The organism is Zavarzinia sp. CC-PAN008, assembly GCF_051903925.1.
Taxonomy (GTDB): Bacteria; Pseudomonadota; Alphaproteobacteria; order Zavarziniales; family Zavarziniaceae.
The window spans coordinates 4609183-4635371 of sequence record NZ_CP173678.1 but is presented as its reverse complement, the minus strand read 5'-3'; the positions used below and the strand labels follow the sequence as shown (position 1 = coordinate 4635371).

The 26189-nt window shown below is 68.8% G+C and carries 20 protein-coding genes; 14 read left to right on the top strand and 6 right to left on the bottom strand.

All coding sequences use genetic code 11. The features are described from left to right. The first annotated feature begins 52 nt into the window (after nucleotides 1–52). Nucleotides 53–898 carry a division plane positioning ATPase MipZ gene (locus ACI6GS_RS21450; RefSeq protein ID WP_439815513.1) on the top strand — a complete coding sequence of 282 codons (846 nt, stop codon included), beginning with the start codon at nucleotides 53–55 and terminating at the stop codon, nucleotides 896–898. Between the two features lie 77 nt (nucleotides 899–975). Next, a complete protein-coding gene (locus tag ACI6GS_RS21445) occupies nucleotides 976–1299 on the top strand; it encodes a hypothetical protein (RefSeq protein ID WP_439815512.1) in 324 nt (107 codons plus the stop codon). On the opposite strand, the gene ACI6GS_RS21440 is transcribed toward ACI6GS_RS21445, so the two are convergent. Next, nucleotides 1296–1994 carry a hypothetical protein gene (locus tag ACI6GS_RS21440; RefSeq protein ID WP_439815511.1) on the bottom strand — a complete coding sequence of 233 codons (699 nt, stop codon included), beginning with the start codon at nucleotides 1992–1994 and terminating at the stop codon, nucleotides 1296–1298. The two genes, ACI6GS_RS21445 and ACI6GS_RS21440, sit on opposite strands and share 4 nt — an antisense overlap. 76 nt (nucleotides 1995–2070) lie before the next feature. After that, the gene (locus tag ACI6GS_RS21435; RefSeq protein ID WP_439815510.1) at nucleotides 2071–8079 is read right to left on the bottom strand and encodes a DUF3320 domain-containing protein; all 6009 of its coding nucleotides are present in this window, start codon (nucleotides 8077–8079) and stop codon (nucleotides 2071–2073) included. A gap of 289 nt (nucleotides 8080–8368) precedes the next feature. On the opposite strand from ACI6GS_RS21435, the gene ACI6GS_RS21430 reads away from it, so the two are divergent. The 4 genes from ACI6GS_RS21430 (at nucleotide 8369) to ACI6GS_RS21415 (ending at nucleotide 11136) form a co-directional block, all read left to right on the top strand. Next, a complete protein-coding gene (locus ACI6GS_RS21430) occupies nucleotides 8369–9379 on the top strand; it encodes an alpha/beta fold hydrolase (protein ID WP_439815509.1) in 1011 nt (336 codons plus the stop codon). 217 nt (nucleotides 9380–9596) lie between these two features. Further along, nucleotides 9597–10442: an SDR family NAD(P)-dependent oxidoreductase gene (locus ACI6GS_RS21425; protein WP_439815508.1), complete on the top strand. Its 846-nt coding sequence runs from the start codon at nucleotides 9597–9599 to the stop codon at nucleotides 10440–10442. Nucleotides 10443–10665: 223 nt separating this feature from the next. Then, complete coding sequence (locus tag ACI6GS_RS21420) at nucleotides 10666–10968, top strand: hypothetical protein (RefSeq protein WP_439815507.1); 303 nt, start codon at nucleotides 10666–10668, stop codon at nucleotides 10966–10968. 36 nt (nucleotides 10969–11004) lie between these two features. Next, nucleotides 11005–11136 carry a hypothetical protein gene (locus ACI6GS_RS21415; RefSeq protein WP_439815506.1) on the top strand — a complete coding sequence of 44 codons (132 nt, stop codon included), beginning with the start codon at nucleotides 11005–11007 and terminating at the stop codon, nucleotides 11134–11136. A 36-nt stretch (nucleotides 11137–11172) separates the two neighbouring features. Here the strand turns inward: ACI6GS_RS21415 and ACI6GS_RS21410 are convergent, their stop codons facing one another. Further along, the gene (locus ACI6GS_RS21410; protein WP_439815505.1) at nucleotides 11173–11979 is read right to left on the bottom strand and encodes a transglutaminase-like domain-containing protein; all 807 of its coding nucleotides are present in this window, start codon (nucleotides 11977–11979) and stop codon (nucleotides 11173–11175) included. Between the two features lie 158 nt (nucleotides 11980–12137). Next, complete coding sequence (locus ACI6GS_RS21405) at nucleotides 12138–12410, bottom strand: hypothetical protein (protein WP_439815504.1); 273 nt, start codon at nucleotides 12408–12410, stop codon at nucleotides 12138–12140. 544 nt (nucleotides 12411–12954) lie between these two features. Between ACI6GS_RS21405 and ACI6GS_RS21400 the strand changes: the two genes are divergently transcribed. Next, nucleotides 12955–13413, top strand: a complete 459-nt coding sequence (locus ACI6GS_RS21400; protein ID WP_439815503.1) for a hypothetical protein — start codon at nucleotides 12955–12957, stop codon at nucleotides 13411–13413. Next, complete coding sequence (locus ACI6GS_RS21395) at nucleotides 13410–14738, top strand: hypothetical protein (protein WP_439815502.1); 1329 nt, start codon at nucleotides 13410–13412, stop codon at nucleotides 14736–14738. Before ACI6GS_RS21400 ends, ACI6GS_RS21395 begins: the two co-directional genes overlap by 4 nt. Before the next feature lie 42 nt (nucleotides 14739–14780). Here the strand turns inward: ACI6GS_RS21395 and ACI6GS_RS21390 are convergent, their stop codons facing one another. Next, the gene (locus tag ACI6GS_RS21390) at nucleotides 14781–16355 is read right to left on the bottom strand and encodes a fatty acid--CoA ligase (protein WP_439815501.1); all 1575 of its coding nucleotides are present in this window, start codon (nucleotides 16353–16355) and stop codon (nucleotides 14781–14783) included. A 323-nt stretch (nucleotides 16356–16678) separates the two neighbouring features. On the opposite strand from ACI6GS_RS21390, the gene ACI6GS_RS21385 reads away from it, so the two are divergent. From ACI6GS_RS21385 to ACI6GS_RS21370, 4 genes are all read left to right on the top strand, one after another. After that, on the top strand, nucleotides 16679–17596 hold the full coding sequence (locus tag ACI6GS_RS21385; RefSeq protein ID WP_439815500.1) for an SDR family NAD(P)-dependent oxidoreductase: 918 nt from the start codon (nucleotides 16679–16681) through the stop codon (nucleotides 17594–17596). A 33-nt stretch (nucleotides 17597–17629) separates the two neighbouring features. Next, nucleotides 17630–18418, top strand: a complete 789-nt coding sequence (locus ACI6GS_RS21380) for an SDR family NAD(P)-dependent oxidoreductase (RefSeq protein ID WP_439815499.1) — start codon at nucleotides 17630–17632, stop codon at nucleotides 18416–18418. 156 nt (nucleotides 18419–18574) lie between these two features. Next, nucleotides 18575–18997, top strand: coding sequence for an ester cyclase (locus ACI6GS_RS21375; RefSeq protein ID WP_439815498.1), 423 nt, complete (start codon nucleotides 18575–18577; stop codon nucleotides 18995–18997). Continuing rightward, entirely contained in the window at nucleotides 18997–20040 is a 1044-nt protein-coding gene (locus ACI6GS_RS21370) for a phosphotransferase family protein (RefSeq protein WP_439815497.1), read from the top strand. Before ACI6GS_RS21375 ends, ACI6GS_RS21370 begins: the two co-directional genes overlap by 1 nt. A gap of 93 nt (nucleotides 20041–20133) precedes the next feature. On the opposite strand, the gene ACI6GS_RS21365 is transcribed toward ACI6GS_RS21370, so the two are convergent. Continuing rightward, nucleotides 20134–21468, bottom strand: a complete 1335-nt coding sequence (locus ACI6GS_RS21365) for a cytochrome P450 (RefSeq protein ID WP_439815496.1) — start codon at nucleotides 21466–21468, stop codon at nucleotides 20134–20136. Between the two features lie 43 nt (nucleotides 21469–21511). On the opposite strand from ACI6GS_RS21365, the gene ACI6GS_RS21360 reads away from it, so the two are divergent. Further along, on the top strand, nucleotides 21512–22603 hold the full coding sequence (locus ACI6GS_RS21360; RefSeq protein ID WP_439815495.1) for an amidohydrolase family protein: 1092 nt from the start codon (nucleotides 21512–21514) through the stop codon (nucleotides 22601–22603). A gap of 107 nt (nucleotides 22604–22710) precedes the next feature. Further along, entirely contained in the window at nucleotides 22711–26091 is a 3381-nt protein-coding gene (locus tag ACI6GS_RS21355) for a beta strand repeat-containing protein (RefSeq protein ID WP_439815494.1), read from the top strand. Nucleotides 26092–26189: the final 98 nt, after the last annotated feature.

Below are 26189 nucleotides of genomic sequence, written 5' to 3'. Positions count from 1 at the left end.
TGGCTTCAGCCGTACCCAGCATCTTGTGGATGAGAACCCGGAGGACCGACTCGTGAGCCGTCGTGCGCATATCCTGGTGCTGGGCAATGAAAAGGGCGGGTCCGGGAAATCGACGACAGCCATGCATGTAGTGGTCGGCCTGATGCAGCAGGGCTACCGCGTGGGCTGCCTGGACCTGGACGGCCGGCAGCGCACGCTGGACCGCTACCTGGACAACCGCGCGGCGGCGATCCAGCGCGGCGCGGTCATGCAGATGCCGCTGCGCGCCGTGGTCCGCCGCAGCGAGGCCGCGACGAAGGAAGAGATGCAGGCCGAGGAGCGCGGCGCCTTCCTCGACTATCTGGAACAGATGATGGAGCGGGTCGACGTCGTCGTGATCGACTGCCCGGGCAGCGACAATTTCCTCTCGCGCCTGGCCCATGGCTGCGCCGATACCCTGGTGACGCCGGTCAATGACAGTTTCATCGACCTGGACCTGCTGGCCCATATCGAGCCCGAGACGAACAAGGTGCTGGGCCCCAGCGTCTATTCCGAGATCGTCTGGGACGCGCGCAAGCGTCGCGCCGGGGCTGATGCCGGCACGATCGACTGGGTCGTGCTGCGCAACCGCGTGTCCAGCCTGGACGCCCGCAACAAGCGGCGCGTCGGCTCGACGCTGGAGCATCTGGCCAAGCGCATCAATTTCCGCATCATCCCCGGCCTGTCCGAGCGCGTGATCTATCGCGAGCTGTTCCTGGAGGGGCTGACCATGCTCGACCTGGGCAAGCAGACCAATGCCGAGCTGACCATGTCCCAGGTCGCCGCCAGGGCCGAGGTGCGTGCCCTGATCCTGGGCCTGAAGCTGGTCGACCGCGGCGTGCGCCCCGGCACCGGGGCCGCGCCGGCGGTCGCCGCCTGATCCAGGCCCCCCTCCACGGCGAGCCGGCCCGCGCGTTCGAGACCCGCAGCCTGGCCCTGAGCGCGGACGAGCAGGCCGTGCTCCGGGCCGTGACGCAGCACCTGCTGGACGTGGTGCCTGCGGTCGAACGGCCGTCCGTCCGCATGGCGCTGGAGCACCTGCAGGCCTGGCATGGCGGGCTGCTGCGCCTGCCGCGCCCGATCCTTTATGTCTATTGGGAGGCCCTGGCCGTCGCGCCGCGCGATGCGGCGCAGGCGACCCTGCTGCGCAAGGTGACGGCGCTGGAGTACGAGTTCGCCAGCGACTTCGGCTATGTCGTCGCGCGTCCCACCCCAGCGTCGGACGACCCGGCGCATCCGCTGCGCCGGGCCCTGCGCCACCGCCCAGGCGGTTCGCTCTAGCCGCCGGCGCCTGGTGTCTGGCTGTTGGGGCTGACGGTGTCGGACGGGGTATTGCCGGTGGCCGAGCGACCGTCCGGGGTCACCAGGAACCAGGGGCCGCCAAAGTCGGTGAGGCCGTGGCCGCCCGTGCCGGTCGGCTCCTTGGCATAGGTATAGAGCGGCAGGCCGTGCCATGTGGCCTGGAGCGAGCCATCCTCGCGCGGCACGGCGCCTGCCGCCTCGGCGCTCAGGCCGTCGCCGGTGGCCGGCTGGGCCGACGTGGTCAGCGGCGGCCACGCGGCGGCGCAGTCGCCGGTGCAGGTGCTGAGGGGATCGGTCTGCGCAGCCCCCTTGCGATCGGCGGCGAAGCCATAAAGCGTGCGGCCCTGCCCATCGACCAGGTAGGGACCCAGGCGCGGATCCTCCGCCAGTTTCAGGCTGGCGGGACCGGGCGCCCGCTCGGCGGCGTCCGGGGCGGCATCGGGCGTGCGCATCTGCTCGTTGGTCTGGGCCGGGGTCGGCTGCGGCACGGCTGGCGCCGGCATCCGCTCGACCGCCTCCGGCGTGGGCAGGGGTTCCATCTGGTGCTGCTGCTCCGGCGTCTGCGTCGGCACCTGGGGCATCGCGCCCTGCGCCCAGGCCGGGCTGGACAGCAGCAGGGCGGCGGTCGTCCAGCCCAGCAGGCCGGTCGGGCGGGGGCATGGCGTCCTGGTCATCGCGTCCTCCAATGTCATTCTTCGTGACACTGCAAGTCGCGGGGAGCCCGATGGTTTCGCGATGCCATGCCTGTCGTCAGGACCCCATGGCCAGTTCCAGGCGCCGCCTTGTGCCCGCGGCAAGGCGGCTCAGGCCCATGCGTCGGGCCATTTCCTGGGGTATGTCGGCCTCGCTGCAGGTCCGCGCCAGGGCGCGCAGTTCCTCGACCGGGATCGCATCCACGTCCCGCGCCTGGGACGCATCGGCGGCCATGCGGAACTGGGTCATCTCCGCCGGCTGGCTGTCGCTGCGCCAGACGAAGCGTCCACCGCCCGGATCGTCGCGCACCGTGAAGCGCTGGCGTGCCACGGCCATGATGCGGTCCTGGATGCGGCTGCCGCTGCGGGCAAAGCCGTGGGCACGGGCGATGCGCGTCACCAGGGCCTCGTCGCGCAAGGGGGCCTCCGCCTCGACCACGTGGGCGACCAGCGTGGCCAGCACGGGCGTGTAGTCTGTCTCGTGAAAGCGGGCCGGCTGGATCAGGCCGGCGTGGACCGACAGGTCGGCCATGCGGAACAGCGGCCCCGGGGCGGGGGCCTCGACCGGCGTCGGCACTGCGGGGGCGGCGGCGACCAGCGGGGGCGCTGGCTCCGGCTCGGGCTCCCAGTCGATCTCCGCGGGCGCCGCTGTCCCCTGCGTCGGGGGTGGACTGGACTGGGTTGCGGCGGCCGTCGCGACCGTTGCCGTGTCGTCCGCCGCCGCGGCCGCCGGCTGCGGCAGGGCTTCCTGTGCGGCGGTCATCGCCGCGGCCTCTGCCTCCGCCTCGGCCGCGGCCCGGGCGGCTGCCGCGGCCTCTGCCTCCGCGGCGCGGGCCTCCGCCTCCGCGGCGGCGCGGGCCTCCGCCTCCGCCTTCAGGCGCGCCGTCTCGGCGCGGTCGTCGTCCAGGATCTGCCGGATCTGGGCGTCCAGCCGGTCCAGCGCGGCCGCGCGGTCGATCCACCAGTCGGTGGACCAGACGCGGACCAGGCGCCAGCCCAGGCCTTTCAGCACCGCGGCCCGCACCTTGTCGCGGTCGCGTGCCGTCGCGGCACTGTGATAGCTGGCGCCATCGCATTCGATGCCCAGCAGGTAGTCGCCCGGCCTGTCCGGATGGACCAGGCCCAGGTCGATGCGGAAGCGCGAGACACCGATCTGCGGCACCAGGGTCCAGCCCCGGGCGCGCAGGCCCTGGGCGACCGCCTCCTCGAACGGCGATTCCATGCCCCCTTGCGATCCATGCACCGCCTGGGCCAGGGCACGCGGCCCCGCAATCGCGAATTCCAGGTAATGGCGCAGGTCGCGCACCGCCGCGGCGCTGGTGCGGTTCAGGTCGACCATGTGCGGCGGGAACGAGGCAAAGACGACGATCTCCTCCCGCGCACGCGTCACCGCGACATTCAGGCGACGCCATCCGCCCTGCCGGTTCAGCGGGCCGAAGTTCATCGACATGGTCTGGGCGCCGGGCGTCTCCGGGCCATAGCCGATGCCCAGCAGGATCAGGTCGCGCTCGTCGCCCTGCACCGTCTCCAGGTTCTTGATGACCACGGGTTCGTGCCGGGCGTCGTCGAAGAACGGCTCGATCTCCGGGTTGCGCTGGCGCTCCTGGTCCAGCAGGTCCTCGATCAGGCGCTGCTGCTCGGCGTTCAGGGTGACGACGGCCAGCGACTTCCTGGCGAAGCCTGGATCGCGCAGGCGGCGCACCACTTCGGCCACCACGGCCTCTGCCTCGGCCTGGTTGGTGCGGCCGCGGCCCTTGGCATAGACGCCCTGGACGGGGACCAGCGACACCGCCCGGTCCTGCGTGACGGGGGCGGGGAAGGTGACCAGTTCCCCGTCATAATAGCGGTGGTTGGAGAACGCGATCAGGCTCTCGTGCCGGCTGCGATAATGCCAGGTCAGGCGATGGCTGGGCACGCCGGACGACAGGCACTCGTCCAGGATGCTCTCCATGTCCTGGTCCATGTCCTCGTCCTCGCTCTGCGCGTTGGCGGCGCGGTCGAAGAAGCTGGTGGGCGGCATCTGCTTGGGGTCGCCCGCGATCACCGCCTGGCGCCCGCGCGCCAAGGCGCCGATCGCGTCCCACGGCGTGATCTGCGACGCCTCGTCAAAGATCACCAGGTCGAACAGGGCGGCATCGGGCGGCAGGTACTGCGCGATCGACAGCGGACTCATCAGCAGGCAGGGGGTCAGGGTGGTCATCACCTCCCCCAGTTCGCTCGCCAGCTGCCGGATCGGCTTGCGCGGCTGCTTCAGCGACAGCTGGTGGCGCAGGATGCCATAGCGCTTGTCCTGGTCGGGCGCGTTGCGGGCCGGCATGCCGGCGCAGACCTGCGCCTTCACATGGGCGACGGTCAGTTTGGCCAGGCGGTCGTCCAGGTCGCGGAAGGCATGGATGGCATCGGCATGCGCAGCGGTGGCAAAGCTGCGCAGCACCGGCTCCGCGTCGATGGCGCGCGCCGCCCACCAGCGGGCATAGGCGACCTCGAACAGCGGCTGCACCGTGCGTTGCGGATCGGCACTCGCCGTGCGCGCCGCCAGGATCGGCGCCAGGCCCAGGGCCAGCGCCTGGGTCCGGGCCTTCTGCCACGCGCACCAGGGGTTCAGCGCCCCCTGCTGCTGCTGCAGCACCGCCAGCAGCGGCGGCAGGCGCTCCAGCGGTGCGGCCAGGGCCGGGTGCTCGCCCGGGTGGGCCGCCGCGCGGAACGCCTGCAGCGCCTGGACCAGCGTGCCGTGCGCGATGCGCCAGGCATTGCCGCTGCGGGCCAGGGGCAGGCCCTCGGCCAGCAGGTCGTTTTTGTCGACCAGCACGCTGCGCAGGGCGGTGCGCGTCTCCACCTGGCCGGTCGCGGCCACCATCTCCGTCACCGCCTGGCGCAGTGCCAGGCCGCGCTCGACCAGGCTGGACAGTGCCGCACCGTCGCTGTCCAGGCCGGCCCAGCCGCGCAGGTGCTGCAGCTGCGGCGCCAGGCGCTCCAGGCTGCCCAGCTCGCGCCGCATCACCGCCAACTGGGGCAGGTCGCGCTCCGGATCGGGCTCGCTCGCGCCGCCCACCGAGGCCAGCTCGGCGCGGATCCCGCGCATGGCGAACAGCGACAGGGGCCAGATCTTGTCCCGCGCATTGCCCAGGGCCACTTCCAGCCGGTCGACGTCCAGGCGGCGGCAGGCATCGGCGGCGTAGCGCGTCGACAGGCCCTGCTCCGCCTTGCGATAGGCGGCGACATGGGCCAGTGCGCGGGCCAGCGTGTCGCCCAGGGCGGGCGCATCCCGCTCGAAGATCCAGCGCAGGTCCTGCCCGGCCGCCGCCGGCAGGTGCTGGGCCAGGCTGGCCAGCGCCGCCATCCCCGCCCCGTCCAGCACCAGGGCGGGCAGGCCCAGGCCGGCCAGGAAGCCGGCCGCCGCCTGCTGCCCGGCCTGTGCCGCCTCCGCCAGGGTGCGGCTGGCCGACAGCAGCGTCGCCTGCCACTGGTTCGACCAGTCATCATGGCCGATCAGGGAGAACGCCTGCTGGTCCAGGCCGGCAACGCCCGGCCACAGGATGTCCAGGCCGTGCGCCGCCTGCCGCATCGCCGCCAGCGCCGCCTCGTCATGGGTGGTGCCGTCGGGCCAGTCCAGCGCCGGCACCTGGCCGTCGTCGTCGCGCACCACGCGGCCCACGGCGCGGTGGATGGTCAGGCCGTTGGCGTGCGGCGCGTGCAGCAGGCGCACCACCGTGTTCAACTGGTCGCGCAGGGCCTTCAGGCGGGCCGCCTCAGCCGCCCAGGCGACCGGTTCCGCCTCGTCCCGCGCGGCCCAGGCGCGGCCCAGCTGGCGGATCACCTCGGCCTTGTTCGCCTTGGCTGAATGGATTTCCAGGCAGAAGGCGCCCAGGCCCTGCTGCTCCAATCGACGGTGCACCACATCCAGGGCGGCCATCTTCTCGGCCACGAACAGCACGCGCCGGCCCAGCGCCAGGTTGTGCGCGATCATGTTGGCGATGGTCTGCGACTTGCCCGTGCCCGGCGGCCCGTCCAGCACGAAGTCCAGGCCCCGGGCCGAGCCGACCACCGCCGCCAATTGCGAGGAATCGGCGGGCAGGGGGGTGAACAGGTCGGCCGGCGCCACCGTGTCGTCCAGCACCTGGGGCCGCGGTACCGTGCCCTTGGCCGGGAACGGGTCGCGCGGGCTGTCCAGCAGGTGGCGCACGATCGCGTTCTGCTTCAGGAAGGCGGTGCGTTCTGCCAGGTCCTTCCACATCAGGTACTTGGCGAACGAGAACGTGCCCAGCATCACCTCCGGCACGACCTCGAAGCCGGGAATGTCGCGCACCGTGTACTGCACCGTGGTCCACACCGCGTCGATGTCGATGCCATGCGCATCGGTCGGCAGCGGGCCCTCCAGCGCCGGCACGGTCAGGCCGAAATCCTGGCGCAGCAGCTCCAGCAGGGTCAGGTTGAAGCGCGCCTCGTCCTCGTGCCGGGTCATGTGGATGCCGGCGCGCACGCTCTTGCGCACCAGCGTCACCGGCACCAGGATCAGCGGCGCGCGGCACACCCGCTGCTCCGCCCCCTTGCGCCGCCAGTTCAGGAAGCCCAGCGCCAGGAACAGCGTGTTGGCGCCGCCTTCCTGCAGGTCCAGCCGACCCTTGCGATAGAGCTCGACCAGGCTCTTTTCCAGCTGCGGCGGATCCAGCGGCGACAGGACCTCGCCCCGCGCCAGCGCCTGCTCGGCCACGTGCTGGGGCAGGTTCACGCCCGTCTGCTCCTGGTGCAGGGCGACGTCCCGGCCGCCGGCCTCCAGCCGCGGGGCGGCCAGGATGCGGATCGTCTGGCCCTGCGCCAGGCGATCCTCCAGCGCGGCCGGGTCGGGGCAGATCAGGCGCAGCGTCGTCGCGTTCTCGGTCGTGTGCAGCAGCCGGTTGCGCGTCGTCAGGTCCAGCAGCTTGCGCTGCCACTGGTCCAGGCGGCCCGACGGCGTTGCCGGTGCGGCGTGCGGCACCTCCACGTCGAAGCCGGGCAGGGCCGGCGCCGCCTCCATCGCCGGCGGCGGCGCCGGCGCGATCGAGCCCGGCGCCACGGCCACGGGCTCGGGCACGGCCAGGGACAGCGGCAGGATGCGCTGCATCCGCGCCTGGCGGATGTCCAGGGCCAGGACGAAGTCGTGCTCCGCCGTCTCGGCGATCTGGGCGCGGGCGCTGTTCATCGCCTCGCTGAAGGGGACGTTGCGCTGGCTGGTCGCCAGCGTCGTCTCGATCACCATCAGCTCGCTCAGCGTGATGCGCTTGCGCAGCGCCGCCGCCTCGTCGGTCAGGACCTGGCCGAACTCCTGCGGCTGCAGCCACACGCCGACAAAGGCATGGCCCCGCGTCAGCACCAGGATCGGGTTCAGGTTGGCCTGTTCCAGCACGGCCGCGAACAGCACCGCACTGTCCAGGCAGGTGGCGACCCCGCCCGCCAGCACGGCGGAGGGCACGCGCACCTTCTGCCCCTGTTCCTCGAAACTCGCCGGCGGCAGCGCATAGCTCAGGCGCAAGCCACAGATCGCCGACCAGATGGCGGAGGCCAGTTCCCACACCCGGGTCCGCGCGCCCGATTCATAGCCGTCGATCACGTCGCGCCGCCCGGTGCTGGCCAGCACCTCGGACGCGCGCTTCAGCACCTGGTCGACCGCCGGATCGTTAGGCATGACAAAGGCGGCCAGCAGTTCCGGCATGTGCGCGGCGCCGCCCCACTCGGTCGCCGCCAGCACCTCCAGCGGGTAGTCCTGGCGCGCCAGTGTCGTGCCGTCCTGGGCGGCCGTCACCGTGATCCGCCCGCTGGTGCGCTCCGTCGCCGTGCGCAGCAGGCCGGCGTTCAGGCGCAGGTCCAGCTGGCGCAGGTGGATCGTCTCGCCCGGGCCGATGCGTTCGATGGGCCAGGCGCGCGTCTCCAGCACCTCGGGATCGGCCGCGATGGTCAGCGTCAGGTCGCGCAGCGCCGCCTCGCCCCGGTTGGTCAGGGCCAGGTCGCGCAGGATCGGCACCGCGTTCTGGTGCGAGGCAAAGGTGACGCGCGCGGCGACCGCCGCCGTGATCTCCAGCTTCTGCTCCACGCGCAACCGCCCCCACCCCCTGCCGCTCCGCCCCCAGCCTAACGCCAAGCGCCGCCTGCGGCACCCCGGTTGTGACACCGCTGGCGCGACAACCCGGCGGCATGCGCACGATGTCCCATCCCCGTCGGCGTTCGGTGCTTGCTACCTTTTCCCGGCGCGACCTCATCCTGAGGAGGGCCGAAGGCCCATCTCGAAGGATGGGCAGCCGTAGCGCCGGTGGCCCATCCTTCGAGGCTCGCCTGACGGCTCGCACCTCAGGATGAGGATGGACGAAGGAGGGGTGCAGGGCATGACGGAACTTCGGCGGCACAATCTGGGGCGGGTCACGCTCCAGTCGGGGCAGGTCCTGGACGAGGCGGCGCTGGCCTTCACGACCTATGGCACGCTGAACGCGGCCGCCGACAATGCCGTGCTGCTGCCGACCTTCTACACCGGCACCCATGTCCGCAACCAAGGCTTCTTTGGCCCCGGCCGCGCCATCGACCCCGCGCGCCATTTCGTCGTGTCGATCAACCTGTTCGGCAACGCGCAGTCGTCCTCGCCCAGCAATGCCGCACCCCACCAGCGGGGCCCGGCCTTCCCCAACATCACGCTGCACGACAATGTCGCTTGCCAGCACGCGCTGCTGACCCACGTCATGGGGGTGAAGCGCCTGGCGCTGGTCGCCGGCTGGTCCATGGGCGGCTGCCAGGCCTATGAATGGGGCGCTCAGTTTCCGGACTTCGTGGACGCGATCGTGCCGTTCTGCGGCTCGGCCCGCACCTCGGTCCACAACCACGTCTTCCTGATGGGGGTGAAGGCAGCGCTGGAGGCCGATCCCGCCTTTGCCGGCGGCCATTATACCAGCCCGCCGGTCGCGGGGCTCGACGCCTTCGGCCGAGTCTATTGCGGCTGGGCCTATAGCCAGGCCTTTTTCCGCGAGCACGTCTATCGCCAGAAGGGGTTCGCCAGCGCCGACGCCTTCCTGGACGACTGGGCGCGCGACCATGTCGAGAACTGGGACGCCAACGACCTGCTCGCCATGCTCTGGTCGTGGGACAAGGCCGACATCAGCGCCAATGCCCGCCATGGCGGCGACTTCGCGAAGGCCCTGGGCGCGATCACCCCGCGCGCCGTCCTGATCCCCTGCAACCAGGACCTCTACTTCCCGCCCGAGGATACGGCGCTTGAGGCGGCGGCCATGCCGAACGCCCAGCTCCGCCCCTATGACAGCCCGTTCGGCCATTGCGTCGCCAGCCCGGGTAACGACCCCGTCTTCCAGCGCTTCCTCGACGGCTGCATCGCCGAGGTGCTGGGGTGAACGGTGCACTAAATGCTTCGAGACGCGTCCCTTCGGTCCGCTCCTCAGCATGACTCCGTTGGTTTTCCATGGATTTCTCCGCGTTCGTCATCCTGAGGAGGCGCGGCACGCGCCGTCTCGAAGGTTGGTGGCGCCACAGTCCCGTCGCGAGACCCCTGGCGCACCGCGCCGCCGTCATGAGAAGACGTAAGGCAACGACACAAGAGGGAACGCGGACATGACAGGCAGGCTCGGCGGCAAGGTCGCCCTGGTTACGGGCGGCACCAGCGGGATCGGCCGCGCCATCGTCCAGCGTTTCCGGGCCGAGGGCGCCGCCGTCTGGTTCACCGGCCGCCGTGCCGAGATGGGGGAGGGTGTCGCCCGCGACACCGGCGCCACCTTCGTGAAGGCCGACGCGGGGTCGGAGGCGGACGCGAAGGCCGTGGTGGCCCAGGTCGTGGCCGCCGCCGGCCGCCTCGACGTCCTGGTCAACAATGCGGGCGGCGGCGCGCCGACCGGCGGCATCGCCGACACGGACCTTTCCGAGTTCGACCACATGATCGCGGTCCATGTGCGCGGGGTCCTGGCCCATATCCGCGCCGCCTGGCCCACCATGCGCGACCAGGGCGCGGGCAGCATCGTCAACATCGCCTCGATCGCCGGGCACCGCACCGGCATGACCAACAACCCCTACTACTCGATCGCCAAGGCGGCGGTGCTGCACCTGACCCGCAACGCCGCGATGGAGTTCGGGCGCACTGGTGTGCGCGTCAACTCGATCTCTCCGGGCCAGATGGCGACCGAGATCTTCTTCAAGGAGGGCGGCCGCGAAGCCCCCCTGGGCAAGGCCCGCAGTGCCGAGGCGATCGACCGCCTGGCCGCCGCCTTCGCGCAAGAGCAGGCCATCCCCCGCGGCGGCCGGGCGGAGGACATCGCGAACGCCGCCCTGTTCCTGGCCAGCGACGAGAGCACCTTCATGACCGGCGAAGACATGCTCGTCGAAGGCGGCGCCATCTGGGGCCAAAGGCCGGAACAGTACGCCGCCTTCATGGAGCGGATGTTCGAGGGGATGCGGCGGCGGTAGTCAACGGGCGCCCGACCCCCACTTGTGCCGGACCGAAATCCGCCAAGGGACACTTTGGCGGATCTTTCCCAGTTCCTGGCAGTGCGGCACCAGGGATTGCTCGACATTGAAGGCTTTCGGCTCTATATTGACGGGATAGTCGGCGAAAAGTTGGCGGATATTTCCGGACGCCGATGAATTGAGCGGTGCTCTCGCCTGAACGGCCGGTTGAGGAGCACGCACCATGTCGCGCACAGCATGCCATGACGCCCTGGAAAGTCCCGAAGTGGCCCAGGCCACAGAGCTGCGGCGCCTGTCCAAGGAACGCGCGGCCGACGCCGCGCGGCGCACCGTCTTCATGCTGCGTCGCATCCGCGGCGGCGTCTGGGCCGACATTCCCGAAACCCCCGTCTTCCCGACCGAGGGCAAGGCGCTGGACTGGGCCCGCCACAATGGCCCCCTGCTGAAGCCCGAAAAGGGTGACGGCTTCAACGTCTTCCGGGTGATCCAGGCACCGGCCGCCGACGCCGTGCTGTCCGCAGCCTGAACCCGTCCCACAATCCACGATCACCAGGAGACGACCATGGCCAAGGGGCAGCAGCGCGGCAATCGCCAAGCCAAGAAACCTAAGCAGAAGAAGGAGGCCGCCGCCGTCGTGGCCCCAGCACTCAAGGCATCCTCAACCCCCCTGCCGGCGGGCAAGAAGAAGGGCTGAGCGCAGCAGCTCCGGCCGGGCGGCGGCGGGCGCCCCTCAGGGCACCTCGTCCGCCCAGACGACGAAGTTTGCCAGGGTGTTGGCGCCGAAGGTCATGGTCAGGGGCACATCGGCCGCATCGCGCCCCTGGGCCACCAGCACGCGGCCCCAGCGCGGCGCATTGTTGCGCGGGTCGTACATGTGCCACGCGCCGCCCAGGTACACCTCCATCCACGCCGCAAAATCCATCGGCCCATAGGGCGGCGGCAGGTTGATGTCGCTGACATAGCCGGTGCAATAGCGCGCCGGGATGTTGAGCGCGCGGCACAGGGCGATCGCCAGGTGGGTATAGTCCCGGCACACGCCGCGGCGCTCGACGAACGCCTCATGCGCCGTCCGGGTGGGGCGCGAGTGTTCGTAGCCGAAGGTGATGTGGCTGTGGACGAAGTCGCACACCGCCTGCACCCGGGCCGCCCCCGGTGCCGTGTGGCCGAAGCGGGCCCAGGCCTCCTCCGTCAACAGGTCGGTCTCGCAATAGCGGCTCCCCAAGAGGAAGACGAGCGTTTCCTCCGGCAGGTCATGCAGCGCATGCTGCGCCGCGTGCGGCTCCGTGGCGTCGGGCAGGCCGTCATCGTGCAGGACGGCATCGGTGCCCAGCGTGAAGCGCCCGGCCGGCGCCACCATCCGGCTGCACCAGTTCCCGTACAGGTCGCGATAGCCCTTGATCGGCACGAACGGCGTGGTCACGACATGGTCCGGCCGCTCCAGCTGGCTGGCCCGCGAATAATGGACGTTCAGCGTGGCGATGATGGGCGTCGGCTTGGGGAAATCGAAGCTCAGGCTGCAGCCCAGGCGGATGCGCATCGGGGATCTATCCTTCGAAAGCGGGTTTGGGGAAAACGGCTTCGGCCGCCGGCGCGCCATGGCGGCGCGGGCGGACCGGCTTGGGGTCGGGGTGGGGCCGGAACTGGGGGCTGGGGGCCGGGGGCTGGGGCGCGACCCGGCCGCAGGCGTCGGCGGGATCAGCCGCGCCGCTGGGCGCTCCGGTCGGCCTCCAGCGCCGCGTCCAGTTCTGCGGGCGCGATCATGTAGACGTCGCCGGGGGCGCCCGGCGGTGACCCGGGCGGCAGGTGCAGCATGACCGCCACGCGGTGGAAGGCGGGGAAGGACAGGCCCTCGATCAATTCCTCGACCACGCTCAGGCGATAGGTCCCCGCCGGCTGCACCACGCCCAGCGACGGCAGGAGGAAGGGCGCGGCAAAGGTCACATCCTGCTCGACCGTGCGCTCAGCCACGGCGCAAGGCCGTGACGGGCAATCGGCCGGGGGCGGAAAAGCTGGGGGTCATCGCGCACACTCCAGACCCAGGCGGGCCAACCCAGGCGGGAGCGAGCGGCTCTCAGCCGTCAGCGCCTGAGAGGGCGAGTGCTGACGATGCCGGGAGTGTACGCTTTTTCGCACGCCCCCGCGCCCCTATTATGGGCGCGGGTCGTGTCCCGCTGTTGCCGGCAGCAACCGCATTGCTGCCCTGTTCCGGCCAGCGCCGCGTCCACCTCCATGACCGGCGCAGCCATCCTCATCGAAGGCGGCGCCATCTGGGGCCAACGCCCGGAACAGTGCGCGGCCTTCATGGAGTGGATGTTCGAGGACATGAGAAGGAGGTAGGGTGGCCATCGCATTGTCGCGGGCTCACGCTGTGCCCGCCTTTGCGCGTCCGTCGGTCGCGCTGATTGGATATGGATAGTTTGGTCAGATTGGCTTGCTGACTTCACCCTCTCGCCAATACCAATCTGGGCAGGGTACCCTAGAAAGCAAATGTTGGTGAGGAGTAGACCCGCAGATGGGCTTTACCAAACCCCGGCCACGCCCGGCCAAGGCGCGGCCAGCATCAGAAACCTTGTCGACCGAGCAACGTCAAAAGCTTGCGGAGAACGCAACCTATGTAGGTAGCTCACATCATACCGATGTTCCAAAATATGGCATGCAGGCATCTCCGCGAGCTGGTGCAATGGATGTTGAGCAGGCAGAAGCAGAAAAGCTCAAAAATCCTGACTGTCTCGTCTGCCCAAGGAAATGGATCCGTCGGCAGGAGGACGCCACAAAATTGCTACGCGAGGCCCTTGTTCTGGGTTCGTATGTGACGGAAGGCCCGAATGTTATGCCTTCACGACTCTGGGTGCGCGACCCAGAAGATGATATCGTCTACGAGGTAAAAATATGTAAGCCGCCCAAAGGCTACAAGGCATATCCACTGACTTCATATCAAATTGCATACAATCTTCCGTTTGAACTGCCGTGACTGACGATTTTTTGCTCACACGCGATGGCTGGCTCAATACAGCCACTAACGACGCCGAATCATGTGCGGTAGCACGACTTCGTGTATCGATTCTGGGAGATTTGATCACTCGAAATGTGAGTAAACGTGGCGGTGGTGAAAGCGAAGCAATCAACACTTCTTTGTTGCCCCTGGCGGAATTCATTGCTCAGAATTGGTGGACACTGCTTTATGAGCCAGTAAGACCAAACATTACAGATGCTTTTCGGATTCGACATCGCCTAGACTCAGGTATGCGTGGCTACGCATTTCCGGCAATAGCGCTCTGGTCTGGCGGAAAGGGCTCAATCGTCGCTGATTGGGCAAATATCGAAAATCCATTTGCGACGATCTCATTTTTGAGTAGACGGCCGGATGAACCTGCCCAATTGGAACGCGATTCTGTTGAAGTTGCGTTGATGGATTTGGTCGAAACAGTAATCGAACGGTGCAAAAATTCGGCAGTGGAACTACGTCAAGTGTGGGACCGTGTGCGATGTTCAATCGCTAACCCGGATGAAGTGGCCTATTGTGTTGCAGCAGGTAGTCTCGGACTTGACCCATACGATCCTGATGGGCCCGATCTGTCGGATTGGGCAAACGGGATACCCGAAACGCTTTTCACTGATGTCGCTGAAATAGTGGAAGCTTCAGATCTCTCAAGTGCATCCGATTGGCTTCGGGAGCAAAGGGAGCGCCTGAGAGTCTTTCCAGAGATTGATTTGAGTGACTTTGGTGCTCCTGCGGTCGACCACCTGAAAAACCCTGCGTGGATGGCTGGACAAGCATCTGCCGAGCTTCTTCGCGACCAAGTCAGCCTTTCGGTCGATAGGCCGAGGAGCGCGGTAGACCGCCTTGTTGGCAGCATCATTGCAGAAGGCGGTCAGCTCGACAAATATGGCCCGAATGGGATTTCGGCGATCGTGGAGCGGCGCTGTTCGAGCGCACGAATCGGGACTGTTGCTCGAAGCGCACGGCAACGGCGCTTTCGAGCATGCGCTGCCGTATACATGGCTTGGACGGCAAAGGAAGGCGACGAACACGCGGCTACGGACGCGTCTACCAGGCGGCAGCAGGCAAGCAGAGCTTTCGCGGCTGAAATGCTAGCTCCTAGGCAGGCGCTGATTGCCCGCGCCCCCCGAGCCGGCTTCGATGGTGAAGATCTTCAAGATCTTGCAGGAAAATTCGTTTGTCCGTTTGAAACCGTGATGTGGCAAGCAGTTCGCGCTGGCATACCGCTTCGTGGGGTCGTTCCACCGGCGGCGCAAAGGGCATTTGTGGTGACGCCGCAGCCATTGGCCGTCTAATTCGAAATATTGGTGGCACCTTCAAAAGGTGTCGATGCATCCTCAATTCACCATCCGCTCCCGCCCCTCCCAGTACGGCGCCCTTAGCTCGCGCTTCAGCAGCTTGCCCGACGGGTTCCGCGGCAGGACGTCCACGAAATCCACCGTCTTTGGGCATTTGAAGCCGGCGAGGTTCTGGCGGGCGTGGGCGATCAGGTCCTCGGCGGTGGCCGCAGCGCCGGGCTTGAGGACGACGACGGCCTTGACGGCTTCGCCCCAGCGCTCGTCGGGGACGCCGATCACGGCGACGTCGGCGATGGCGGGGTGGCCGAACAGGGCGCTTTCGACCTCGGCCGGGTAGACGTTTTCGCCCCCCGTCACGATCATGTCCTTCACCCGGTCGTGGATGTAGACGTAGCCCTCCGCATCGACGTAGCCGGCATCGCCGGTGTGGAACCAGCCGTCGCGGATGGCGCTGGCGTTGGCCTGGGGCAGGTTCCAGTAGCCCGTCATGACCACGTCGCCGCGCAGCACGATCTCCCCCACCTGGCCCACGCCCACGTCGCGGCCGGCGCCGTCCAGGATGCGCAACCGGACGCCGGGCAGCGGCTTGCCGGCCGAGCGCATGCGGGGGCTGCCGCTCGTGTCGTGATCCTGGGGCAGGAGGGCGACGGCCGGGCCCGTCGTCTCCGTCAGGCCATAGAGCTGGATGAAGCCGCAGCCGAACGTCTCGACCGAGCGGCGCAGCAGCTCCAGCGGAATGGGGGAGGCGCCATAGCCGATCAGGTCCAGCGCCCCAAAGTCGGTTTTCGCGCAGTCGGGATGGTTCAGCAGCATCAGCATGACGGCGGGGACGAAGCCCGCCTTGGTCACGCGGTACTCCCCGAACGTGTCCAGGATGCGCCTGGGGTCGATCTCGCGCAGGATCACGTTCGTCGCCCCGGCGAACAGGGCGTTGAGGCCCCAGCCGATGCCGCCGATATGGAACTGGGGCAGGGGGGACAGGTTCACGTCGCCCGGCCCCCACGGCCCGATTGGCCCCTTCGCGACATAGGCCAGGCCCGCCATCACGTTGCGATGGCTCAGCATCGCCCCCTTTGGATGCCCCGTGGTGCCGGAGGTGTAGATCTGGATCACCACGTCGTCCGCCTCAACCGCCCGCTGCGGGTCGGTCGCCTCCTGCGCCGCGACCCAGGCCTCATAGGTGTCGTCCGCCCCGCCCAGGACCAGGACATGGGCCAGGTCCGCCGCCTGCTCCCGCAGCTGGGGCACCAGGCCTGCGAAGTCGTGGCCGATGACGAGCGCCTTCGCGCCGCAATCGCGCAGGATGAAGGCGATTTCCGGCACCGCCAGGCGCCAGTTGATGCTGACCATGACGGCACCCGCCTTGGCCATGCCCAGATAGGCCTCGAAGAAGCGGTCGGAATTCTTGTCCAGCCAGGCGACGCGGTCCTGCGGGCCCACGCCCAGCGCGGCCAGGCCATTCGCCACCTGGGACGACCGGCGGTCCAGCGCGGCATAGGTCGTGTGCCTCCCCTCGAACGCCATGGCCAGGGCATCGGGGCGCCGCTGCGCATGATGGCGGGCGATGTCGGCCACGCTGCGGATTGCCGAAAGCTCCTGCGCCATCCCGTCCATGCTGCGTCCCCCCTCGCGCCGGTCGTCCCGCCGGCTGGCCCGAACGGTATTCTAAGCGATATTAGCTTTCAATCCGAACATCGTTCGGGGCGTGATGAACCCTCCCCCGTCCCGCAGGGATGGGGGAGGGCAGGGTGGGGGCGGTGTCCTGCCGCCGGATGGAATCCCCGGCCCGAGCCGTTGCGTCCTGCCCCCACCCCCGCCCTCTCCCACGCCCTGCGCGGGAGAGGGAGCCCCGGTCGCACCCATCGCCTCCGATTGATTTCTAACTTGAACCTGGATTAGGGTGCGCGCCGCATCAGCAGCAGGGGGAGGCAGGACCGATGGCAACAAACGAGCAGGCCCTGGCGGGCAAGGTGGTCCTGGTCACCGGCGCCGGGCGCGGCATCGGGCGGGAAATCGCGCTGGCCAGCGCTGCCGCCGGTGCGGCCGTCGTCGTCAACGACCTGGGCGGCGCACTGGACGGCGGCACCTCGACCGAGACGCCGGCCCAGGAAGTGGTGAACGAGATCAAGGCGGCGGGCGGCCAGGCCGTCGCCGACGGCAATTCGGTCGCCGAACCTGGGGCGGCCGAGGCGATCGTCCGGACCGCCATGGACGCCTTCGGCCGCCTGGACCTGGTCGTGAACAATGCCGGCATCCTGCGCGACCGCATGTTCTGGAAGATGTCCTTCGCCGACTTCGACGCGGTGGTGAAGGTGCACCTCTACGGCTCGTTCAACGTCAGCCGCGCGGCAGCCCAGGTGTTCAAGGAACAGGGCTCGGGCGCCTTCGTGCACATCACCTCGACCGCAGGGCTGGTCGGCAACCTGGGCCAGGCGAATTATGCGGCGGCGAAGCTGGGCATTGTCGGCCTGTCGCGCTCGATCGCAACCGACATGGCACGGGCCGGCATCCGCTCCAACTGCATCGCCCCCTTTGCCATGACGCGCATGGTCGCCTCCATCCCCGGCGCCGACAGCCCGGAATTCCAGCAGGCGACGAAGGAAATGACGGCGGGCCGCATCGCCCCCTTCGTCGTCTTCCTGGGCAGCGATGCGGGACGCGAGGTGACGGGCCAGATCTTCGCCGTGCGCGGCAACGAGATCTCGATCATGAGCCAGTCGCGCCCCATCCGCACCCTGCACGACGCACGCGGCTGGACGCAGGAGACGCTGGCCAACCGCTTCCTGCCGACGATCCGCCCGCATCTCTACACGCTCGAGACGACGAACGAGGTTTTTGCCGGCGATACGATCTAGTCTGCGCCCACCAGAACAAGGGAGGAGCAGCAGATGGGTCCGCGTTTCACGAACAAGGTGGCGCTCGTCACCGGCGGCGCCTCGGGCATTGGTGCTGCCACGGTCGAGGTCTTTGTCGCCGAAGGTGCGCGCGTCCTGATCGGCGACCTGAACGCCGAACTGGGCCAGGCGATGGTGGCGAAGCACGGCGCGGACAAGGTCGCCTTCCAGCAGGTTGACGTGACCGACCGCGCGGCGGTGGAGGCGCTGGTCCAGCGTTGCGTCGACACGTTCGGCCGGATCGACATCCTGTTCAACAATGCGGGCATCGGCGCGGGCCTGGCGACCACACCCGACCTCGACCCCGCTGTGTGGGAGCAGGTCGTGGCCGTGAACCTGCACGCCGTGTTCTATGCCTGCCGCGCCGCCATTCCCCATATGCGGAGCCAAGGCGGCGGCGCCATCGTCAACACGGCCTCCATTTCGGGCATGGGCGGCGACTATGGCTTCACCGCCTACAACGCGGCCAAGGCGGGCTGCATCAACTACACGCGCAGCCTGGCGATCGACCACGCGCGCGAAGGCATCCGCGTCAACGCCCTGTGCCCCGGCCTGATCGCGACGCCGCTGACCGCGGGGATCAAGGACATGCAGGGGCTGGAGCCGCTCTGGCACGACAACATCCCCATGGGCCGTCCGGGCAGCCCGTCCGAGATGGCAAACGTCGTCGCCTTCCTGGCGTCGGACGCGGCGTCCTACGTGACGGGCTGCATCCTGGCGGCCGATGGCGGCGTCACCGCCCACACGGGCCAGCCCAACCTGTTGCGCCTGATGGCGGAGTGAGGGCGGGCATGTCGCGCCACCATCCTTCGAGACGGGCCTTCCAGGCCCTCCTCAGGATGACGCGTGCAGGAAAAACAACGGCGTCATGCTGAGGAGGTCGCCGCAGGCGGCCGTCTCGAAGCATCTGTCGCAACGCTGAGGTCGGAGGAGACAGCAATGACGACGGCACAAGCAAAGGTGCGCACCCCGCGCGAGGTGGTCGATACCTATATCTACCAGCTCTACAACAAGCGGGACCTGAGCCTGGTGCGCGAGCTGATCGCGCCCGAGACCTGGCGCCACAAGCCGGGTGCCGTCGACAAGCTGAACCACGAGCAGTCGATGAAGCGCCTGTCCGACCTGCTCGACCTCTGCCCCGAAATCCGCTTCGACAACGAGGTGACGGTCTGCGAGGGGGACAAGGTGGTGATCGCCTGGAACGGCTGGACCACGCAGACCAACGGCAAGACCTATCAGCTGGCGGGGATCGAGATCTTTCGCGTGCGCGACGGCCAGATCGTCGAGATCTGGAACAGCCGGGAGGCCGCCGGCCTGTGGCAACCCAGCCCGATCGAGGCCATGGAGCGGGCGCCCACCTGATGACGCAGCCCCTGCGACAGCGGCTGGCCGCGGGGGAGCCGGCGTTCGAGGCCTGGCTGGCGGACCGCCTGGGCTGGCCGGCCGTGCGCCTGACCGACCTGGGCACGCCGTCGGGTGGCGGCTGGTCGAACGAGACGGTGTTCCTGACCGCGCGCCATGACGGCGCCGCCCGCGAGCTGGTGCTCAAGATCGCCCCCCAGCACGCCTCCATGTTCCGCGACTACGACCTGACCCGCGAACATGCCTGCATGACGGGGATCGGTCAGCTCGACTGGCCGCCGGTGCCGGAGATCGTGGGGGAGGACTGGGGCGGCACGGTCCTGGGCCGTCCGGCCTACGTGATGGCGCGGGTGGCGGGGCAGGTCCCGGCCGACGACCGCCCCAGCTTCATGGAGGCGGGCTGGCTGTTCGACGCCAGCGAGGCGGAGCAGCGCCTGTTCCATGACGAGTGCATCGCAGCCCTGGCCAGCCTGCACGCCGTCGATGTCGCCGGGCTGGGCCTGGACCGCCTGGCCCGCACCACGGCCGGAGCGACCGCGCTGGCGCGGGAAGTCGCCTGGCTGCACGACCTGTTCCAATGGGGCCGGGGCGCGCAGCCCCAGCCGGTCCTGGACCGCGGCTTTGCCTGGGCACGGGAGCATCTGCCCGACTTCACCGACAGGGGCCTGCTGTGGGGCGATGCGCGGCCGGCCAACATGGTGGTGCGCGACTTCCGCATCGCCGCCCTGCTGGACTGGGAACTGGCGACCCTGGGCCCGCCCGAGTTCGACCTGTTCTGGTTCCTGGAGATGAACCGCATGCGGGCCCGCGGCCGCCCGCTGCCCGGCTTCCGCGACGAGGCCGACGCGATCCGCCTCTACCAGGACCTGAGCGGCCGCACCGTGCGCGACGCCGCGTGGTTCCGCCACCACGCCGCCCTGCGCACCGCGGTCCTGATGCTGCGCCATTTGCTGGTCCGCGTCGCCGCCGGCGACATGCCGCCCGACCACCCCGTCCTCACCGACAACGTCGCACTCCGCCGCCTCACCGAACTTCAGGGCTGAGGCGACAGCATCGACGGGACCATTGGCGGCCAGCCCCCACCCCGACCCTTCCCCATGGCTTCGCACGGGGGAGGGAGCAGGCGCCGCCGCCCGTCAGCGGTGGAGGCGGACGGGCAGGCGGGTATAGCCCAGGATGAAGTTGCTCATCGCCTTCTCCGCCTCGCCCATCACCTCGATCCGGGAGAAGCGGGCAAACGCCTCCTCCCACAGGATCCTGAGCTGCATCTCGGCGATGCGGTTGCCCATGCAGCGGTGGATGCCGAAGCCGAAGGACAGGTGATGCCGCGCGCGCGGGCGGTCGGCGATGAAGGTGTCCGGGTTCTCGATCACCTCGTCGTCGCGGTTGCCGGAGCAGTACCACATCACGACGCGGTCGCCCTTGGCGATGTGCTTGCCCCCGATCTCGGTATCCTCGGTCGCGGTGCGGCGCATATGGGCGACGGGCGACTGCATGCGGATGATCTCGGACACCATGTTGGGGATCAGGGAGCGGTCGGCGCGCACCTTCTCCCACTCGCCGGGAAAGGCGTCGAAGCACAGCACGCTGCCCGTCATCGAATTGCGCGTGGTGTCGTTGCCGCCCACGATCAGCAGCATCAGGTTGCCCAGGAAGTCCCAGGGCTGGTTCACCATGTCCTTGGTCTTCGGGTCGTGGGCGAGCAGGGAGAGGAAGTCGAACTGCGGCGGCCTGGCCGCCCGCTCGTGCCAGAGCCTGGTCATGTAGGCGAGCGATTCCATCAGCACCCGCTGGCGCTCCGCCGGCGAGATGACGGTGTTGCCCATCGCCTCGGACGCGGTCGCCATGTCGGACCAGTAGGGCAGCAGGCGCCGGTCCTCCCACGGGAAGTCGAACATCGTCGCCAGCATCTGCGTCGTCAGCTCGACCGAGACGCGGTCGACCCAGTCGAACGTCTCGCCCACCGGCAGGGTGTCAAGGACCGCGGCGGTGCGGCTGCGGATCAGGTCCTCAACCTCGGCCAGGCGGGTGGGGGCGATGGCGGGCTGCACCGCCTTCCTCTGCCAGTCGTGCTTGGGCGGGTCGGAGGTGATGAAGCTGGTCGGCCGGAAATCGTCCGGCGCGTCGCCCACGGCGATGTTCTTGTCCGAGGAGAAGACCTGGTGGTTGCTGTCCACCGCGACGATGTCGTTGAACTTCGTGACGGACCAGTAGCCACCCGACGGACCCGTGGGCGACCAGTGGACGGGATCCTCCCTCCGCAGGCGCTTGAAGTACTCATAGAGCAGGCCGCGCTGCCACAGCGTGCCCTCGCTGGGGTCGAGCTGGTCGAGCGGCAGCTTCCAGGGATCGAGGGTTGCAGCGCCTTCGAGGTCCGCGAGTGTGGTGTCGCCCGGCATGGCATCCTCCGACCGTGTTCTTTTTCTAACGCCGTTCAGGATGCCCGCGCTGGCCTTGAGGTCAAGCGCCATCGCGCCATCGCGGCTTTGACCCGGCGGGGGTGCATGGCCCATCGTGACGCCGCCGCCCGCGCACCAGGACGCCGGCGCACGGGAGGATACGATGGCGCTCAACGAGAAGGGGGAACTGGTGGGGATCGATCAGGCCTGGCTGGACAAGGTGCAGGAGGCGGCGCTGGAGCCCGACCTTCCCATCGTCGACCCGCATCATCACCTGTGGGATTTGCCGGGCAGCCGCTACCTGCTGGACGAGCTGCTGGCCGATACCGGATCCGGCCACCGGGTAGTGGCGACCGTGTTCGTCGAATGCACCAGCATGTACCGTGCCGATGGGCCGGAGCACCTGGCATTCGTGGGCGAGACGGAGTTCTGCAACGGCGTCGCCGCGATGTCGGCCAGCGGCCTCTATGGCCCGATCCGCGCCCATGCCGGCATCGTCTCCCGCGCCGACCTGTCAATGGGCAGTGCCGTGGCCGAGGTGCTGGAGGCGCACATCCGGGCGGCCCCCGACCGTTTCCGCGGCATTCGCCATGCGGCGGGCAACGACCCCTCGCCGGAGGTGCACAACTCGCACACCAACCCGCCGGCCGACCTCTATGCCTCGGCCCCGTTCCGGGCGGGCATGACCGAGATGGAACGCCTGGGCCTGTCCTTCGATGCCTGGCACTTCCACCCGCAGATCAAGGCGTTCATCGAGCTGGCGCGCGCCTTTCCGGGCGTCACCATGATCCACGACCATTTCGGCGGGCCGCTGGGCATCGGCCCCTATGAGGGCCGCCGCAGCGAGATCTTCGAGGAGTGGAAGCGCGACATCGCCGAACTGGGCAAGCTCCCCAACGTCTATGCCAAGCTGGGCGGCCTCAACATGGCGGTGAACGGCTTCGGCTGGCACAAGCGGGACATGCCGCCCACGTCGGACGAGCTGGTGGCGGCGACGCGGGACTATTACCTGCACACGATCGACGCCTTTGGCCCCGAACGCTGCATGTTCGAGAGCAACTTCCCCGTCGACAAGCTGTCCTGCAGCTATGGCGTGCTGTGGAACGCGTTCAAGAAAATCGCGGCCGGCTTCACCGCCGAGGAGAAGGCGTCGCTGTTCCATGGGGCGGCGATGCGGGCCTATCGCCTGGACCTGCCCGGGATGTGATTGACCTGCGCTTTACGCCGCCAGCGGGCCTCGGCATGCTGGCAGCCGATGACGGCGGTGGAGCCGGGCTGAGTGTGCCGGACTGACCGGCGCGAGGGGACAGGTCCATGGCCACGTTCACCGGCACCGCCGGCGCGAATACCTTCATCGGTGCTGCGGGTGTCCCTGACCTGTTCCTGTTCCAGGCAGGCCACCTGTCGGGCAGCGACACGCTGTTGGGGGGCGCTGGCGCCGTGGTCGATACCCTGCGGCTGACGACCGCGGGGACCATCGCCGCTGCGTCGTTCGCCAATGTCTCCGGCATCGAGCAGGTGCAGCTGGCGAACGGGACAAATGCCCTGGTCGTGACCAACGGCCTGGCCAGCAGCGCCAATGGCGCGGTCCTGACCATCGTCGGCACCATGGGCAACGACTTCGTCCAGGCCGGCGGCCTGACCGCCAGTGCCATCGACGTCACGGGGTCCGGCGGCAACGACACCGTCATCGGCGGCCTGGGGGCGGATACGTTCCGCTTCAGCGCGACCGCCCTGACGGCGGCCGACCGCGTGACGGGCGGCGGCGGCAGCGCGGTCGACCAGCTGGTCGTCACGTCCCCCGGGACCGTGGTCCTGACGGGCGTGGTGGGGATCGAGAAGCTGGTCCTGACCAACGGCGCCAACAGCCTGAGCCTGACCAACAGCCTGGTCGGCTCCGCCAATGGCGATGCGCTGACGGTCGTCGGCGCGGTCGGCAACGACGTCATCAACGGCGGCGCCCTGACCGGCGTGAACCGGCTGGACGTGACCGCCGGCCTGGGCGCAGACACGCTGACGGGGGGTGCCGGCGCGGACCTGTTCCGCTTCCAGGGCGGCGGCCTGACCGCTACGGACACGGTCGTGGGCGGGGCCGGCGTCGACCAAGTGGTCTTCACCGGCGCCGGCTCGATCGGCAGCGGCCTGTTCGCGAATGTCAGCGGGATCGACCAGATCACCCTGGCCAATGGCGCCAACAACCTGATCCTGAGCAATGCCCAGGTGGGTGCGTCCGACGCCGATACGCTGACCATCCGGGGCGGCAGCGGCAATGACGTCGTCAATGGCGGCGCCGTGCTGGCCGCCAACACGCTCGACATCACAGGCATGGCCGGCAACGACACGCTGATCGGCGGGGCGGGCGCCGACCTGTTCCGGGTGACCACCACCAGCCTGACGTCGGCCGACACGATCAATGGCGGAGCGGGCCTGGACCGCCTGTTGTTCCAGAACGTGGGCACGATCAGCAGTGCGATGCTGAGCAATGTGCGCGGCGTCGACCTGATCCTGCTGTCCAACGGCAGCAACAACCTGACCCTGAACAACGCCATGGTCGGGGCGTCCGACAATGACGTGGTCAGCGTGCTGGGCGGTACCGGCAACGATGTCGTCAACGGCGCGGGCCTGACCGCTCCCAACCGCCTGGACGTCAGTGCCAATGTCGGCGCCGATACCCTGGCCGGTGGCGCCGGAGCCGACACGTTCCGCTTCACGGCGGCGGCGCTGGCCGCGACCGACACGGTCGTGGGGAATGCCGGCGCGGATACGCTGGTCTTCACGACGGCCGGGACGATCGGCAGCGCGGCGCTGGCCAATGTGCGGGGCGTCGATGTCATCGTCCTGGCCGGGGGCAGCACCCGCCTGACCCTCAACAACGCCATGGTCGGGGCCTCTGACGGTGACGTCGTCACGATCGATGGCAGCGCCGGCGGCAACGATGTCGTCGATGCCAGCGCCCTGGCCGGCGCCAACCGCGTCACCATCCTGGGGGGATCAGGCGCCGACACGCTGACCGGTGGCGCCGGCGACGACCTGCTGGACGGCAATGCTTTCGACATCGTCAACGGCGGTGGGGGCAATGACCGCATCCTGACCGACCCGGCCAACCAGTTCGCGAACCTGTCCACCTTCCTGGGCGGCAGCGGCAATGACGCCATCGAGTACAATTTCGCGAGTCCGGGCAATCCCGACGTCGTGATCGACGGCGGGGGCGACAGCGACACGCTTTTCTACCTGCTCAATGACGCGCTGGTCATCGACCTGGGCATCGTGAACGCCGACCAAACCACCGGCGACACTGCTGACGTTCGCAATTTCGAGAATGTGGATTGGTCCGGCGCCCCTTCCGTCCTGATCGCGACCGGCCCGGACAACCAGTCCGTCAACACGATCCTGGGCGGCAGCGGCAACGACACGATCAACGGCAATGGTGGCGCCGACTTCATCAACGGCAATGGCGGCAACGACACCCTGATGAACAATTCGCCCGTCCAGTTCGCGACAGGCGCCACGTTCCTGGGTGGGGCCGGCGACGACCGGATCGAATACAACGTCGCATCCGGTACCGAGGGCATCCCCCTGCTGGACGGCGGCGGCGACAGCGACACGCTGGTCAACGTGTTCGTCGACACCGTGTTCATCGACCTGTCCAACCTCGGCGATCAGTCGGCGGTCGACCAGGTCGGTACCGACGATTTCAGCGACGTGCGCAATTTCGAGAATGTCGACTGGTCGGCCAGCAGCGGCGCGCTGACGGTCTTTGGCAATGCGCAAGCCAACACGCTGCTGGGCGGCAGTGCTACCGACAGCCTGTTCGGGTTTGGTGGCGACGATTTCCTGGCCGGCGCCATGGGGGGCGCGGCAGTCCTCGCCGGCGACAGGGTGGACGGCGGGAACGGCAATGACCGCGTCCAGTACAACGACTCATCCGGAACCGTCGCCACCCTGGCCGGGGGGGCCGACACCGACACCTTGTTCGTGGCGGACGGTGCGACGGCCAGTGTCGGGTTCAACCTGGCCGTGGGAGGCGATCAGAGCAGTGCCGACACCACCGTCGTGACGGGATTCGAGAACATCGACTTCGCAGCCGGCAGCGGCAATGTCACAGCAACCGGGAGCACCGGGGCGAATACCCTGATCGGGGGCAGCGGCAATGACACGCTGGATGGCGCGGGGGGCGTGGACACGCTGGCCGGCGGGTCGGGTGCAGATACGCTTGTGCTCTCCTTCATCAGCGCCGACAGCAGCCTGTCGGGCGGGGCGGGCGCCGACACGTTCCGCTACACGGCCACGCAGTACCTGGTCGGCGCGCAGACCCGCATCACCGACTTTTCCCACGCCGACGATACGCTGTCGTTCAGCACGGCCTTCTTCCCGACCAACCCCGCCTCAGGCGGGTTCGTGGTGGTGGCACAGCCGAGTGGATCGAACGTCGATATCAGCCTGGCCGATCTTGTCGTGCTTGACGACAGCTTCATTGCGACGAAGGACGCCGTGCTGTCGTACCTGGACCAGAACACCACGACGGCCAATCAGCCGGTCTTCGTCGTCGGCCGGGTGGGGGGTGCCGGCGCCGACGTTCACCTCTACTACACCCAGAACGCAGGCAATGCGGCAGTCCCCCTCATCGACCTGGCGAACCTGGGTCCTGGCTTCGATCCCGCGACGCTGGACGCATCCGACTTCGTCTTTGCCTGAGGCGCGCGATGCGCGCCTGTCGCCCGGACCTGCCCGGGTTGTGACGGCGCTACCCTTTACGCCGCAGGCGGGCCTCGCCATGCTGGCGACTGATCGAC

Excerpts from the sequence above, each read along its gene's own strand:
- ACI6GS_RS21440 (WP_439815511.1), bottom strand. The coding sequence starts at position 1,994 with ATGACCAGGACGCCATGCCCCCGCCCGACCGGCCTGCTGGGCTGGACG.
- ACI6GS_RS21430 (WP_439815509.1), top strand. The coding sequence starts at position 8,369 with ATGACGGAACTTCGGCGGCACAATCTGGGGCGGGTCACGCTCCAGTCG.
- ACI6GS_RS21425 (WP_439815508.1), top strand. The coding sequence starts at position 9,597 with ATGACAGGCAGGCTCGGCGGCAAGGTCGCCCTGGTTACGGGCGGCACC.
- ACI6GS_RS21420 (WP_439815507.1), top strand. The coding sequence starts at position 10,666 with ATGTCGCGCACAGCATGCCATGACGCCCTGGAAAGTCCCGAAGTGGCC.
- ACI6GS_RS21415 (WP_439815506.1), top strand. The coding sequence starts at position 11,005 with ATGGCCAAGGGGCAGCAGCGCGGCAATCGCCAAGCCAAGAAACCTAAG.
- ACI6GS_RS21410 (WP_439815505.1), bottom strand. The coding sequence starts at position 11,979 with ATGCGCATCCGCCTGGGCTGCAGCCTGAGCTTCGATTTCCCCAAGCCG.
- ACI6GS_RS21400 (WP_439815503.1), top strand. The coding sequence starts at position 12,955 with ATGGGCTTTACCAAACCCCGGCCACGCCCGGCCAAGGCGCGGCCAGCA.
- ACI6GS_RS21390 (WP_439815501.1), bottom strand. The coding sequence starts at position 16,355 with ATGGACGGGATGGCGCAGGAGCTTTCGGCAATCCGCAGCGTGGCCGAC.
- ACI6GS_RS21385 (WP_439815500.1), top strand. The coding sequence starts at position 16,679 with ATGGCAACAAACGAGCAGGCCCTGGCGGGCAAGGTGGTCCTGGTCACC.
- ACI6GS_RS21380 (WP_439815499.1), top strand. The coding sequence starts at position 17,630 with ATGGGTCCGCGTTTCACGAACAAGGTGGCGCTCGTCACCGGCGGCGCC.
- ACI6GS_RS21375 (WP_439815498.1), top strand. The coding sequence starts at position 18,575 with ATGACGACGGCACAAGCAAAGGTGCGCACCCCGCGCGAGGTGGTCGAT.
- ACI6GS_RS21370 (WP_439815497.1), top strand. The coding sequence starts at position 18,997 with ATGACGCAGCCCCTGCGACAGCGGCTGGCCGCGGGGGAGCCGGCGTTC.
- ACI6GS_RS21365 (WP_439815496.1), bottom strand. The coding sequence starts at position 21,468 with ATGGCGCTTGACCTCAAGGCCAGCGCGGGCATCCTGAACGGCGTTAGA.
- ACI6GS_RS21355 (WP_439815494.1), top strand. The coding sequence starts at position 22,711 with ATGGCCACGTTCACCGGCACCGCCGGCGCGAATACCTTCATCGGTGCT.